The organism is Acetobacter ascendens, assembly GCF_001766235.1.
GTDB classification, from domain to species: domain Bacteria; phylum Pseudomonadota; class Alphaproteobacteria; order Acetobacterales; family Acetobacteraceae; genus Acetobacter; species Acetobacter ascendens.
This window is the reverse complement of the sequence record NZ_CP015164.1, coordinates 2,658,555-2,672,500: the sequence shown is the minus strand read 5'-3', so window position 1 is coordinate 2,672,500 and position 13,946 is coordinate 2,658,555. Positions and strand designations below refer to the sequence as shown.

Sequence of the window (13,946 nt, the reverse complement as noted above, 5' to 3'; positions counted from 1 at the left end):
AGTAGCTTTCATATACGCCTTGGCAGCTTCGTACTGCCTGCGCACACGCCCCCACAGATCCACCTCCCAACTCGCCTGCAGTCCATCCTGCCACTGGTTCAGCAGAGGAATAGAGATGGATGAGGACTGAGTCGAAAGCATTTCCCCCATTCCTGTTCCGGCAGCATTTTGGCCAATACGCTCTACAATGCGTTGCAACTGCTTGCTGCTATACTGCGCCCTTCGATATGAACCGGAAGCCGCAAGATCTGGAAAGCGTTCTGCACCAGCAAGCAGCAACTGCCCACGGCTAACCGCAAATTGTTCGGTCGCTTGCTGTACATCAAGGTTCTGATCTGCCAGACGCTTTTCAAGCGAGGTCAGTTCGGGGTCATTAAAAATATCCCACCATTGCGGATCGGGCGCTTGCGTAGTGGGCACACTTAGCAACTGTGATGTATCTTTATCTGCTGCACGCTGCCACTGAGAGGGAGACCATGTATCTGGCTTTTTATAATCTGGCCCCACCATGCACCCCGCCAGCATGAAAACCAGCGCCAACGCGCCTGTGCGCTGTGCATTCCGTTTTGCCACCCGTTCACCCTCACCGAAAATTATATGCCTGATAGAAAATACCAGCCCTTGCACTGACCGACCAGTTCGGTCAGCATGGTAACCTACCTTCTTTCCTCTGTGCGTCAATCGCCTGATCTTTAAAGTCTGAAATCCTGATGTCTGAACCTTCCTCCATTTCCTCCCTCACTTCTGCCTGCACGGGGGAATCAGAAGCAAAGCGAGAGCAGATTTTAACAGGGGCCTACAACGTGTTTGCTGAACACGGCTACGAAGGCGCCAGTATGTCTGTCATTGCGCGTGAGGCAGGTGTTTCTAAAGGCACATTATATAATTATTTCACCAATAAAGCTGATCTCTTTGGGGCTTTTGTAGAAAAATGCTGCCGGGAAAAACTACCTCCAGCTCTTGCTCCGGTACAAAAAGAAGCCTCACCTAAAGAAACACTTACCGCCGTAGCCCGCGCCATGGTGCAGTTGATTACCCAGCCTGAAAGTTTGATGCTTTACAGAATGATTGTTTCTGAGGCTCCGCACTTTCCTCAGCTTGCAACCATTTTTTGGTCTCACGGCCCGCGAATTGCCATTGAAACTTTGTCTAACTGGATTCGCGAACAAACCCAGCGCGGCACATTAAAAACAGATGATCCTGTTTTTGCTGCAGAACAGTTTTTCTCACTTTGTCAGACACGGATCGCGCATAGAAAGCGCTTTAACATGCCTTACGATAATATGGCTGAAGACGAAGAAAAAGTTATTCATGCCTCTGTAAGCATGTTTCTGGCCACTTACGGCACATAATTCCCATTAAAAAACAAACCCCGCATACATGCCTGTATGCGGGGTTGCTTCAGCAAATAGTTTAGAAGCGAAGGGTTATTTCTTCAGCTCTTCAACCAACTGCGGCACAACTTCAAACAAATCAGCTTCCATTCCATAGTCTGCAACCTGGAAAATGGGAGCTTCTGGGTCTTTGTTGATCGCCACAATCACGCGGCTGTCTTTCATACCGGCAAGATGCTGGATAGCGCCGGAAATACCAAAGGCCATGTACAGTTCAGGCGCAACAATCTTACCTGTCTGCCCCACCTGATATTCGTTCGGCACAAAACCGGAATCCACAGCAGCGCGAGATGCACCAATAGCTGCACCCAAGGCATCGGCCAGCGGATCCAGAGTATGGAATTTTTCTTCGCTCTGCATACCACGACCACCAGACACAACCACACGGGCTGTTTCCAGGTCTGGACGTTCGGAATCAGACAACTGAACAGTTTCAAACTTGGAAACTGCTGGTGCATCAACTGCGTCCACAGCTTCAACCGGAGCATTGCCGCCCGTAGATGCGGCTGCATCAAAGGCGGCGTTACGCACCGTCAGCACCTTTTTGGCGTCTGATGACTTAACTGTAGCCAGAGCATTGCCCGCATAAATGGGGCGCACAAATGTTTCTGCATCCACAATGCGGATAACATCTGGAATAGGCTGCACATCCAGCAGAGCGGCTGCACGTGGCAGCACGTTCTTGCCCGTGGCACCCGCAGCCGCAACAATGTGATCGTACTGACCAGCCAGAGAAACAATAAGAGCAGCCAGAGGTTCAGCTAGCTCGTGTGCATAGCGTGCATCTGCTGCATGCAGCACCTTGGCAACGCCAGGCACAGCAGCCGCAGCCTGTGCGATGGAAGCATCACCCGCTACTAGCACATGCACTTCACCCAACTGGGCGGCTGCCGTTACAGCAGATAGAGCGGCCTTTCTGATCTGGCCTTCTTCATGATCCAGAAGAACAAGAGCGGTCATGATCAGATCACCTTTGCTTCGTTACGCAATTTTTCCACCAGTTCCCCAACGGAACCAACCTTGATGCCAGCTTTGCGTTCCGGCGGCTCGGCCACAGAAACAATGCTCAGACGGGGCTTCATATCCACGCCCAGTTCAGCGGCTTCAATGGTTTCCAGCGGCTTCTTCTTGGCCTTCATGATGTTCGGCAAAGAGGCATAGCGTGGTTCGTTCAGGCGCAGATCGGCCGTGATGATAGCGGGCAGCGTGAGGGAAACCTCCTCCGTGCCACCATCAATTTCACGGCTGACACGTGCATGGCCATCAGCAATTTCTACCTTGCTGGCAAACGTGCCCTGCCCCCAACCAAGCAGACCAGCAAGCATTTGGCCTGTAGCGTTCATGTCATCATCAATGGCCTGCTTGCCCAGAATAACCAGACCCGGTTCTTCCTTTTCCACCAGCTTGCGCAGCACCTTGGCTACGGCCAGCGGTTCAGGGCTTTCTTCTGACAGAACCAGAATAGCGCGATCAGCGCCCATAGCTATGGCAGTGCGCAGTGTATCTTGCGCCTTTTGAACACCAACAGAAACCACAACAACTTCGGAAGCAGCGCCTTTTTCGCGCAGGCGCACAGCTTCTTCCACCGCGATTTCATCAAACGGGTTCATGGACATCTTGACGCCAGTGGTATCAACACCACTGCCATCTGCCTTCACACGCGGTTTGATGTTGTAATCAACAACCCGCTTTACAGGTACAAGTATCTTCATGACTTCTTTCGCTTGCAGACGCAGGATGGTTCGGACGCAGCCTTACCGTACTTTACTCCAAATTCACATACCGGCCGGATAATTAGGGCCACCACCACCTTCTGGCGTGGTCCAGTCTATATTCTGGGCGGGATCTTTAATGTCACACGTTTTGCAGTGCACACAGTTCTGCGCGTTAATCTGCAAGTGTGGGTTTGTGGCTTCATCTGCCACTTCATACACACCTGCTGGGCAATACCGGCTTTCTGGCGCACGGAAAACATCCCAGTTCACCGGCTTCCATAGGCTGGGGTTACGCAGGCGCAGATGCACCGGCTGATCTTCCTCATGATTGGTAGCAGACAGGAAGACAGAGGAAAGACGATCAAATGTCAGCTTGCCGTCGGGCTTCGGATAGAAGGGTTTTTCAGACAAGGAAGCAGGCTTAAGGGTATCGCTGTCTTCATGCTTGAAGTGCAGTGTCCACGGGGCATGGCCACGGAGCAGCATGGCATCAATGGCGGCATACACAGCACCACCCTTGGCACCAAAATGCGCAAAAGCCGGACGAATATTACGGGCAGACCGCAGTTCTGGCCACAACCATGAACGCCGCACTTTTTCTGTAAATGCACCGGGTTCAACACGGTCTGTTTTAATGGCCTCTACAACAGCTTCTGCTGCCAACATGCCGGACTTCATGGCTGTATGAGTGCCCTTGATTTTAGGCACATTCAGGAAGCCAGCAGAATCCCCAATCAGTGCGCCACCGGGGAAGGTAAGGCGCGGAATGGCCTGCAACCCACCTTCAGAAAGGGCACGTGCACCGTAAGAGATACGGCGACCACCTTCCAGATGCTGGCGGAAGGCCGGATGCAACTTTATGCGCTGCATTTCTTCAAACGGAGAAAGCCACGTATTGGCGTAATCCAGCCCCACCACAAAGCCGTAGGACACCAGATTTTCACCAAAGTGGTACAACCATGCACCGCCATAGGTGCTGTCATCCAGCGGCCAGCCAAAGCTGTGCTGCACTAAACCGGGACGATGTTTTTCTGCCGGAATTTCCCATACTTCCTTGATGCCAAGGCCGTATGTCTGCGGGTCCACATCTTTGCGCAAATCGTAATGCGCCATTACCTGCTTGGTCAGAGAGCCACGGCACCCTTCTGCAAACAAGGTGTAACGGGCGCGCAACTCCATACCGGGCTGGTAATTGGGGCCGGGCGTGCCTTCTTTGGTCACACCCATATCGCCCGTAACAACGCCAACCACGCGGTTGCGCTCAATAAGGACATCGGCACCGGCAAAACCCGGATAAATTTCCACGCCCAGTTCTTCTGCCTGCGCAGCCAGCCAACGGCAAACTTCCCCAAGGCTGACAATATAGTTCCCGTGGTTTGCCATATGCGGCATAACCTTATCCAGCAAAGGAACGCGCAAGCTGCCGGTTTCGGTCAGATACAGCATATCTTCTGATGTCACCGGCGTGTTCAGCGGTGCACCACGTTCTTTCCAATCAGGAATCAGTTCTGCCAGTGCGCGGGGTTCAATAACGGCCCCAGAAACAATATGCGCTCCGATCTCGCTGCCTTTTTCAATCAGGCAAACGCTCAGATCTGGAGAAAGCTGGCGTAGCCGAATTGCCGCGGCCAGCCCAGCCGGGCCGCCCCCAACAATAACGACATCAAATTCCATCGATTCCCGCACAGGCTCGCTCATTCCCGTTTCATCCCCGTTTAAAGATATGCTGCTTCCCTAAACCCGATTTGGCGCAGAATTGCAAAAACGGGCACGCAGGCCCGTTCTGCCAGAAACAGCCATGTCAGAAAAATCAGTGCTGAACAGAACGCGGCCCAAACGCCAGTTCGTGCACTGCACGCCAGTTCTGATCAACAAAATTAACAATCAATGTGCGGCGCGTGCCTTTAATGGGCCGCTTTACAAAACCGTGCCATGTTTTGTCAGACGGAATAAACAGCACTGCCGAATTAAATGCTCCAGAGGCACGCGCAACTGATTTGCCATCTGGAGTCATCAAGTCTGTTCCCAGTTCATCAGCCCCTTCTCCGGTGGAAAGAGAGATAAGCAGGGTAAGTTTTTTGGCCCCAATATCTGTATGTGGTTCCAACCAGAAACCATCCGAATCCAGGCATAATTCCAGCCGCAGAGCTGCTGTATCCAATTGCACATCGCAGATACGTTCAAAAGTATGCCGCATGGCATCACTATCCAGCAAATGCGCCATACGGTTTAGGCGTTCATCCTGTTGCCGAACAGCAGGATCAACAAACACGCGAGATTTGTTCCGCGTCTCACGCCGACCGCCCACATCTCCTGCAATAGCCGACTCGCCGGGATCCCATTCCAATAGTGCCGCACAGGCATCTGGCTCCAGCACGGTTTCCAACATCCAATGTGGAAAAGGGTCAGAAGCCACTGGCGTTTGCGCCAACAGATTTGGCAGAGAGAACGTCACGCTCTGATCGGGAGCAGTGGCATCAGGACTCATGGCGTCCGATCCTTCATCTGTCACAGAATATCGGCTGGGTAAAAGACAGCTCTATGGTTGTCTTGCATAGCTCCCTTTCACGGAGAGCTTTCCTTCCTTGCGCCAAAATACTGGCACAATCAAGGCTTGGTTCTACTTAAAGGGCAGCAGAAAACTGTGGAGTGGGACCTTGCCCAACACCTTGTGCCTGCTGTTGCAAAGCACGCCGCCGGGTATCAAACACTGCAGCCACATGCCTTACAAAAGGCCTACCAAACACCGTAACGCTGATTTTCTGGCCATCAATCTTCACCAATCCATCCTGCTCGAATGGATGAAGTTGTGCCAGTTCTTCAGAAAAATCATGCTCCTGCCCTAAAGCGGCAAGATCAACAGCCATATCGCACATAATGCGTTCGATAATGGCTCCACGCAATTTGTCATCTTCTGTAAAAGCAACGCCACGCGCAACCGGAAGAGAATCGGAATTTTCAGCCATTGCGCGCGCATATGCGGCTACACTTGTAATGTTTTGGGCAAATCCGGCAGGCAACATAGAAATAGCAGAAGCCCCCATTCCCAACAAAACAGGACAGGGATCTGTTGTATAACCTTGAAAATTACGATGCAGCGTGCCTGCTGTAGCGGCTTGAGCCAAACCATCTTCTGGCAAAGCGTAATGATCCAACCCTATGGATTGATAGCCCTGCTCCTGCAAAACCCGATCTATTTCCGCCCGCTGCGCCAGTCTTTCATCAGACTTCGGCAAAGAGGCTTCCGGGATCAGACGCTGCCGTTTTTGCTTCCACGGCACATGAGCATACCCAAATACAGCCAACCGGTCTGGCCGTAATGATGCAATTTTCAGCGCAGTTGCGCCCACGCTTTCAACCGTCTGGTAGGGTAAGCCGTAAATCAGATCAATATTAACGCCAGATACGCCCGCAGCACGTGCTGCCTGAATACTGGCTTCTGTCTGCTCAAAGGTCTGATGACGTCCACACGCTTCTTGCACCCGAGGTTCCAGATCCTGCACACCAAGGCTGATACGGGTAAACCCCAGATCACCCAGCAAAGCAGGGTAATCTTGCGGCACATGCCGTGGATCAAGCTCCATAGCCAGCTCGGCCTGTGGATCAATCTGAAAGAATGTTCGGATAGAACGCATAATCTGCCGCAAAGCGTGCGGAGGCAGAGTGGTCGGCGTGCCGCCACCAAACTGCACATGCCTTACTGTGCGTTGTTCCCCCACAAGGGCCACTATACGGCGCATTTCCTCACGTAGGAGGTCACCGTACGCTAAGCGCCCATCCTCATGCCGCATGACGGATGTATTACACCCACAAAACCGGCAGAGTTCATCACAAAAAGGAACATGGAAATAGAGGGAGACAGGTTCATTCTCAGGCAAGGCTTTAAGCCAACCTGCAACCTGTTGGAGGCCGACCGCTTCCGTAAAACTGGCTGCGGTCGGGTAACTTGTATAGCGCGGCAGATTCCCGCCGTAGCGGGAAATCAGATCAGATACGGATGCCGCGCCCATAATATCTCTTAGAACCGGTAAGCAATACCAGCGGAAACCACTGTCGGATCCAGAGATTCGTGTGCTTTCACCTTCAGGCTTTCTGCTGGGTTTTCAACCCAAGCATGCATACGCACGAACATCTGCTTGACGTCTGCGTTGAAGAACCAGTTGCCGACGATCTGATAATCGAAACCAACGTTCACAGAAGGACCACCGGTAAAGCCTGCGTTCAGCTTAGTCAGACCCAGAGCAGAACCACGGTTGCCGTTCATGTTATGGAACCACATAGCCGTTGCACCTACACCCACATACGGGTTGAAGCGCTTATGCGGGCGGAAATGCCAAGCGAATGTCAGCGTAGGGGGCAAAACCCATGCGCTACCAACATCCAGCTTGCGGGGCCCACCCAGTGAAGGAACATCGCTACCCAGAGCAGCCACTTCATGACGAGTGCTGGTGGCGATCAGGTCAACAGACAGGTTATCTGTGATGAAGTATTCCACCGTCAGTTCCGGCATGGCCTGATTAGTGGTGGAAAGGTGCGTGTTGTTCAGTGGCAGATGGTTCAGACCAAGGCCCGGTGCTGTCAGCCAAGCTTTGCTGTCACGGTCCTGCGGCAGAACGCCCACACCGGACAAACGGATCATGAAGTCACCACGGCCCAGACCAATCTTGGTGCTAGCGCAGGTTTCAAACAGGCCGCAATGCCCTGCACCCGGTTTTGGTGCATCGGGAATACGCTGCATGACCGGCGCATTCACATACGCAGCGTTAGGAGCTGTTGTCTGAGCTTTGGCGGTACCGGCCAGAGCGGCAACGCCAGCCACCACTGCCGTAAAAAGGGAACGGAACTTGACCATGTCTGTGTGTCTTTCCACTGCGCCAGAGAACGATAATCTGAAGCGGAAAAAATCACGCGCTCGTTCTTCCAGCCTTGATTTAGATCAAATCCCAAGCATCTCCGCCTCATATGCGACACTACTGTGTCATTTTAATCACAGCGCATTTTAAGGCCTATAGCCAAGGCAAATTGTAACCAATTCCGCCCCAGACATCTGCCGATTATTGATTTATATCAACAATGACATAATATTTACGCAACACATTCCCTTTCTTTCCGGTTCAGCACGTTCGCCATAATGCTAATGCTGAAGGTACCGGGTTTTCCGGATTCTGCTCCCATGCCACCTTCTCCTTCCGCTCAGGCACTTCATTCCGCTGGCAAACGCACTGGGCGTGCAGATACCGATACTGCACGATGTTTGATGTGTAAGGTGCGCGAGTACAACCTTTGCAGCAGCATAGAAGATCAGGATGTGGCGGTTTTGGCGCACGCCACGCGTCAGGTTTCTCTACCACCGGGTACGGCGGTTATTGAGGAAGGCACACCAGCATCTGCCTTTTTCAACGTTATCAACGGCACCGTTAAACTCTTTGAATCTCTACCAGATGGGCGCCGCCAGATTACCGGGTTTGCCGATGCAGGGCAGTTTGTTGGCCTTAGCAACTCGCGCACTTATTCCTTTGGGGCGGAAACCGTAAGCACTGTGTTGTTGTGCCGCTGCACACATACACAAATAGAAAATCTATTGGGAGAATACCCACGATTCGCCCATCATCTTCTCTCCGCAGTCACGCACGAGCTAGCTGATGCGCAGGAACAGATGCTGCTTTTGGGGCGCAAAACCGCCAAAGAAAAAGTTGCCAGTTTTCTGCTAGACCGTATCAAGCAATATCAGCGCACACATCCACACGATCCTGATGCGCAAACCACGGCTTCTGTGCCCATGACGCGTGTGGATATTGCAGACTATCTGGGCCTAACAATTGAAACTGTAAGCCGCACTATCAGCGCCCTCCGCCGCGATAAAGTTATCTCTGGCACTGAGAATCATTGCATCCGCATTCTTTCCCTGCCCAATCTACAAGACATCGCTTACGGCCTAAAATCTATTTAGCCTGCCAAAGAAAAAGGCTGGCCCATTTCTGAACCAGCCTTTCCAATGATTCGGGTTACTTCAACCCTTTAGTTATCGTCATCATCACCGCCATCATCAGATGGTGGGGCGTTATTTCCGCCATCTGGAGAGATCGCGATAAACAGAGACTGATTATCCCGCATAACCCGCAACAGCACAGGCTTTTTGGCAGCCAGTGCCGCCTTCACGCTGGCAACCACCGCACGCGGGGAATCCACAGCTTGGCTACCGATTGCCTGAATAACATCTCCAGGACGAATACCAGCCTGATCTGCCGGAGAGCCGGGATCAACATCACTCACAACAACGCCGCGCACATCCGCTGAAAGCCCCAATTGCTGGCGCACATCGCGAGAAAGCGGTGCCAAGGCAATACCAAGCCGCTGGCCACGTGCAACATCAGCATTGCTTCCGCTACTGCCATCGCTGGAAGCGGTTTTCAAATCTCCGATTGTAACGGTAGCTGTTTGGGCTTTACCACCGCGCAAATAACCGATTGTAGCCTGCTTACCCGGCGCAATAGATGCCACACGCACAGCCAGATCATGTGGGTTGCTGACCTTCTGCCCGTTGAAATCGGTAATCACATCTTCCGATTTCAGGCCAACTTTTTCAGCCGGACTGCCGGGGCTTACGCTTGCCACCAGCGCACCAATTGGCTGTGCCCCCGGCGTAGCTGGTGCAGGCAACCCAAGCGCACGCGCCATAACCGGAGAAATAACCTGTGCATTTACGCCTAGATAGCCGCGCACCACATGTCCGGTTTTGCGAAGCTGCTCGACCACATTGCGCACGGTATCCGATGGAATCGCAAACCCAATACCAATGGACCCCCCGCCGGAGGGAGAAAGAATAGCGGTATTAACCCCAACAACCTTACCATCCTGCGTAAACAGTGGGCCGCCAGAATTCCCGCGGTTGATGGGCGCATCAACCTGAATGAAGTTGTCGTAAGGGCCTTCGTTAATGTCTCGGCCACGCGCAGAAACAATACCTGCGGTAACAGTACCGCCCAAGCCATACGGGTTACCAACGGCAATCACCCATTCGCCAGGCTGCACATCGTCCGATTCCCCTAACTCAATAAAGGGAAGTTTTTCGGAGGTTGTAACTTTCAGCAGCGCTAGATCGGTTTTGCCATCACGCCCCACCACTTTGGCAGGCAGCGTTGTGCCATCATCCAGTATGACCGTAACCTTGGTGGCGCCTTTCACCACATGGTTGTTGGTTACCACATAACCATCGGCTGAAATCAGGAAGCCAGAGCCTCTGGCCTCAATCGTCTGATGTGAAGGCTGGGGCATCATCTGGAAAGGGAACGGGAACGGAAAAGGCATTCCGCCCATACCGCCACCATCACCTTCCACTGCATCTGCCCGGATCATGGATGTAATAGACACCACAGCCGGCTTAACCTGCTTAACCAGACTAACAAAATCTGGAATACGCTGAGAAGTGGGGGTGTTTGGCTTAATAACACTATCAGCTTCTGCGCGTGCTGGCGTGCTGCACCATGGAGCGGCTGCCGTTACCAATACACAGCTTGCCAGAAGGGCTGACATCCAATTACGGCGTCTGTTCCGCGCCCAAACTTTTGTCACAGATTTTCCCGACATCACGACTTCGACTGTTCCTTGTTTTATCCCGACAGGACAATTCCCGGACGGTCCAAACACCCAGCTCCGGCAGCCACCACAGATTGCCCAGAGTTTACAGTGCTTTACGCCTACAACGCTAACATGGTTTCTTAACCAAGAAAAAAAAAGCTGTATCTTCATAATTTCACAAGATGTTATCGGCAGCGCAATTTCTGGAAAAAAGCCCTCAACATTTCTGCAGCTTCCCGCTCCCTTACCCCGCCTATAACTTCCATACGATGTAAGGTTTCGGGCCGATGGGGCAAGCGTGCACCGTGCTCTACGCCTCCGCCTTTGGCGTCATACGCACCAAACACCACCCTCCCCAGCCGAAAATGCGCCATAGCTGCCGCACACATGGGGCATGGTTCGAGTGATACAAATAAAGTGCAATCCGCCAGCTTTTGGCCCTGCCGCTGCTGTACGGCTTTGCGCATAACCAACATTTCAGCGTGAGCTGATGGATCGTGCAATTCCTCCACTCGGTTACCAGCCTGCGCCAGCACTTTTCCGGTGCTATCTAACAGCACGGCCCCCACAGGCACTTCTCCATTTGCAGCAGCCAGATGGGCCTGCTGCAACGCCAGTGCCATGCCACTTTGTTTAGTCATGCCGTGTGCTCACGAAATGTTACTCTCTACGATCCGAAACGTTCAGGTTTTTTTCGCTTTTATGTGCCAGAAAACATCCAGATTTTTCTTGCAATCATGCATGCTTTTTTGTCATCCTGCCTTAAAGGAGCCTTAATCCGTTCTGTAACAGAGCGTGAGGCCACCTTATTGGGATTGCTCTTTTGCAATCATACCAAACCCGAGCGAGGAGGGTCAGAAACATGCATAGCCTGTCTTTCATTCTGGCTGCTGCGGCCATTGGATTTGGTCTCGCCATTGCAGATGGTGTCAATTACGAGCCAGCAACCTTGGCGCCGCCCCCTACCGCTACCAAAACGCTCCCTATCAGTATTCCTTCCTTTCTATCCCGCTAATAGGCAGGCCAGAAACAGATTAGCCACACGGGTTTTTGTTTCCCGCGCCAGTACTTTGCTACATACCCCCTGAAAGAACGGTCTTTTATCCCTCTTCCTCCCGTTCTTTCAGGATAGTGGCATATGATAGAAAAACGCCCCGTTATTGGTATTACGCTTGATTTGGAGGATGGCGGTGAAGACCGTTATTCCCGCTTTAAATGGTATGCCATACGGGAAAATTATATGTCTGCCGTTTCCACCGCTGGTGGCTTACCTATTGCGCTCCCTTTGTTTCCGCAGCTTTGTGCCGATTACATGCACCTGTTGGATGGATTGATTATAACGGGGGGCGCGTTTGATATTGACCCCACTTTGTATGGGGAAACACATGTTCACCCCACCATAACTTTGCGCCCTCGCCGCACGCAGGCAGAAGCAGCTTATCTAACCGCAGCCCTGCAACGTGATATGCCGGTTTTGGGAATATGCGGTGGCATGCAACTTATAGCCGTAGCCCTTGGTGGCAGCCTGATCCAACACATCCCGGAAGAATGCCCAACAGCCCTTCCGCATGAGCAGCCAAACCCACGGAATGAAGCAAGCCATAGTGTCACAGTAACGCCTGATACCTTATTAGCACGTAGCATAGGCAACCCTGCACGTATTGGCGTTAATTCCTCCCATCATCAAGCTGTCAAAACACCAGGCCGATGCATTATTAACGCCGTGGCAGAAGATGGTATTATTGAAGGGATTGAAGATCCCACACATTCTTTCTGCCTTGGGGTGCAATGGCACCCGGAATTTGGCATAGACCCCGCAGACAAAGCACTTTTCAAGGCCTTCATACAGGCAGCAGGAGATTCAGCGTGACGCAGGAAACCCGAGGGGAACGCATAGCAAAATGGCTGGCCCGCAGTGGCGTGGCCAGCCGCCGTGATGCGGAGCGCATGATAGAGGAAAACCGTATCCGTCTAAATGGCCAACCCGTTACGCACCCCGCCACTTTTGTAACAGATGGCGATATTGTGCAGGTTGATGGGGAACCCGTTTCTGCCCCAGAACGCACACGTTTGTGGCGTTACCATAAACCAGATGGTTTGGTGACAACACATAAAGACCCAGAAGGCCGGCCCACGGTTTTTGCCTCCCTGCCAGAAGGCATGCCACGCGTTATCAGCGTTGGGCGGCTTGATCTGAACAGTGAAGGGCTGCTGTTGCTCACCAATGATGGCGAACTGGCACGTAGGCTGGAACTTCCCTCCAACGGCTGGCTACGCCGCTACCGTGTGCGCGTCTTTGGCGTGGTGGATGAAGAACGCTTGGCAAATCTGGCTCAGGGCAGCGTGTTTGATGGCGTGCGTTACGGCCCTATCCATGCTGCTCTGGATTCGCGCAAGGGTGATAATGCGTGGCTGACAGTTTCCCTCAAGGAAGGGAAAAACCGTGAAATTCGTAAGGTCATGGCGGGCATGAACCTACACGTCAGCCGCCTGATACGCACCAGCTATGGGCCTTTCCAGCTTGGCACCTTGCTGCGCCGTGAACTGGAGGAAGTTTCTCCGCGCGTGTTGCGTGATCAGTTGCCCAAAGCAACAGAAAAGGCTCCCCCAGCCCAGCGCGCACCCGCAAAACAGGCAGACTAATGGTTCGGATTATTGCTGGCAGCCGTAAAGGGCGGTTGCTAACAGCCCCAGCAGGACAGACCACACGCCCCACTGCAGACAGGGTACGACAAGCCTTGTTTGATATGCTGCTGCATGCACCCTGGGGCGGGCCTGCGCTTATCTCTGGTGCGCATGTGCTAGATGCTTTTGCTGGCACCGGCGCACTGGGGCTGGAAGCTCTTTCTCGCGGGACAAAGCATGCCACTTTTTTCGAAACGAGCCGCCCTGCCCTAGCCGCGCTACGGGCCAACATTCAGGCCTGCAAGTGGGAAGATAGCTGCACCGTGATTGCGCGGGATGTGACGTCACCGCCGGCTTGCACTTCCCCGGCTGGGTTGGTGTTTCTGGACCCGCCATATCATCAGAATCTGCCTGAGCGCGCCCTCAAGGCTCTGCAAAACAAAGGTTGGATTGCCCCAAATACCATTGCGGTCATTGAAACTGGGCGTGAGGAACCTTTGCCTTTTTCCAACACGGAAGAAGCGCCAGAAACAGCAAACACACCTGCTTTTCTAGCAGAACGCCAACATGGTGCAGCCCGATTCTCCATCTGGCGGCTTTAAGCTTTCACCCGTTCGGCTGGTGCGCTACATAG

General features: G+C 52.9%; 15 protein-coding genes (1 of these 15 only partly in view). 6 read left to right on the top strand and 9 right to left on the bottom strand.

Features of this window, described 5'->3' with window-relative positions; genetic code table 11:
* On the bottom strand, positions 1-627 hold the beginning of the coding sequence (locus A4S02_RS13055) for an efflux transporter outer membrane subunit (RefSeq protein ID WP_070324028.1). It extends 963 nt beyond the left edge of the window; only the first 627 of its 1,590 coding nucleotides appear in the window; the start codon lies at positions 625-627; its stop codon lies beyond the left edge, outside the window.
* 83 nt (positions 628-710) lie between these two features.
* On the opposite strand from A4S02_RS13055, the gene A4S02_RS13050 reads away from it, so the two are divergent.
* Positions 711-1,352 (top strand): TetR/AcrR family transcriptional regulator, encoded by a 642-nt coding sequence (locus A4S02_RS13050; RefSeq protein WP_070324027.1) that lies wholly within the window; start codon positions 711-713, stop codon positions 1,350-1,352.
* Between the two features lie 75 nt (positions 1,353-1,427).
* Here the strand turns inward: A4S02_RS13050 and A4S02_RS13045 are convergent, their stop codons facing one another.
* The 6 genes from A4S02_RS13045 to A4S02_RS13020 all read right to left on the bottom strand — a co-directional run bounded on the left by A4S02_RS13045 (position 1,428) and on the right by A4S02_RS13020 (position 7,961).
* Positions 1,428-2,354 (bottom strand): FAD-binding protein, encoded by a 927-nt coding sequence (locus A4S02_RS13045; RefSeq protein WP_019088898.1) that lies wholly within the window; start codon positions 2,352-2,354, stop codon positions 1,428-1,430.
* 2 nt (positions 2,355-2,356) lie between these two features.
* Positions 2,357-3,106 (bottom strand): electron transfer flavoprotein subunit beta/FixA family protein, encoded by a 750-nt coding sequence (locus tag A4S02_RS13040; RefSeq protein ID WP_070324026.1) that lies wholly within the window; start codon positions 3,104-3,106, stop codon positions 2,357-2,359.
* 63 nt (positions 3,107-3,169) lie between these two features.
* Positions 3,170-4,807 carry an electron transfer flavoprotein-ubiquinone oxidoreductase gene (locus A4S02_RS13035; RefSeq protein WP_070324025.1) on the bottom strand — a complete coding sequence of 546 codons (1,638 nt, stop codon included), beginning with the start codon at positions 4,805-4,807 and terminating at the stop codon, positions 3,170-3,172.
* A gap of 112 nt (positions 4,808-4,919) precedes the next feature.
* Entirely contained in the window at positions 4,920-5,597 is a 678-nt protein-coding gene (locus A4S02_RS13030; protein ID WP_070324024.1) for a 2OG-Fe(II) oxygenase, read from the bottom strand.
* Between the two features lie 136 nt (positions 5,598-5,733).
* Positions 5,734-7,119: an oxygen-independent coproporphyrinogen III oxidase gene (gene hemN / locus A4S02_RS13025; protein WP_070324023.1), complete on the bottom strand. Its 1,386-nt coding sequence runs from the start codon at positions 7,117-7,119 to the stop codon at positions 5,734-5,736.
* A gap of 8 nt (positions 7,120-7,127) precedes the next feature.
* On the bottom strand, positions 7,128-7,961 hold the full coding sequence (locus A4S02_RS13020) for an OmpW/AlkL family protein (protein WP_019088903.1): 834 nt from the start codon (positions 7,959-7,961) through the stop codon (positions 7,128-7,130).
* Positions 7,962-8,246: 285 nt separating this feature from the next.
* Here A4S02_RS13020 and A4S02_RS13015 point away from each other — a divergent pair, with 285 nt between their 5' ends.
* Complete coding sequence (locus A4S02_RS13015) at positions 8,247-9,059, top strand: Crp/Fnr family transcriptional regulator (protein ID WP_070324277.1); 813 nt, start codon at positions 8,247-8,249, stop codon at positions 9,057-9,059.
* A 68-nt stretch (positions 9,060-9,127) separates the two neighbouring features.
* On the opposite strand, the gene A4S02_RS13010 is transcribed toward A4S02_RS13015, so the two are convergent.
* A complete protein-coding gene (locus A4S02_RS13010) occupies positions 9,128-10,696 on the bottom strand; it encodes a Do family serine endopeptidase (RefSeq protein ID WP_070324022.1) in 1,569 nt (522 codons plus the stop codon).
* Positions 10,697-10,872: 176 nt separating this feature from the next.
* A complete protein-coding gene (locus A4S02_RS13005; RefSeq protein ID WP_070324021.1) occupies positions 10,873-11,328 on the bottom strand; it encodes a nucleoside deaminase in 456 nt (151 codons plus the stop codon).
* Between the two features lie 221 nt (positions 11,329-11,549).
* Between A4S02_RS13005 and A4S02_RS15885 the strand changes: the two genes are divergently transcribed.
* The 4 genes from A4S02_RS15885 to rsmD all read left to right on the top strand — a co-directional run bounded on the left by A4S02_RS15885 (position 11,550) and on the right by rsmD (position 13,914).
* On the top strand, positions 11,550-11,702 hold the full coding sequence (locus tag A4S02_RS15885; protein WP_003626506.1) for a hypothetical protein: 153 nt from the start codon (positions 11,550-11,552) through the stop codon (positions 11,700-11,702).
* Between the two features lie 123 nt (positions 11,703-11,825).
* The gene (locus A4S02_RS13000; protein ID WP_019088907.1) at positions 11,826-12,557 is read left to right on the top strand and encodes a gamma-glutamyl-gamma-aminobutyrate hydrolase family protein; all 732 of its coding nucleotides are present in this window, start codon (positions 11,826-11,828) and stop codon (positions 12,555-12,557) included.
* Positions 12,554-13,330: a pseudouridine synthase gene (locus tag A4S02_RS12995; RefSeq protein ID WP_019088908.1), complete on the top strand. Its 777-nt coding sequence runs from the start codon at positions 12,554-12,556 to the stop codon at positions 13,328-13,330. The genes A4S02_RS13000 and A4S02_RS12995 overlap by 4 nt, the downstream gene beginning before the upstream one ends.
* Positions 13,330-13,914, top strand: coding sequence for a 16S rRNA (guanine(966)-N(2))-methyltransferase RsmD (gene rsmD, locus A4S02_RS12990; protein WP_070324020.1), 585 nt, complete (start codon positions 13,330-13,332; stop codon positions 13,912-13,914). The genes A4S02_RS12995 and rsmD overlap by 1 nt, the downstream gene beginning before the upstream one ends.
* Positions 13,915-13,946: the final 32 nt, after the last annotated feature.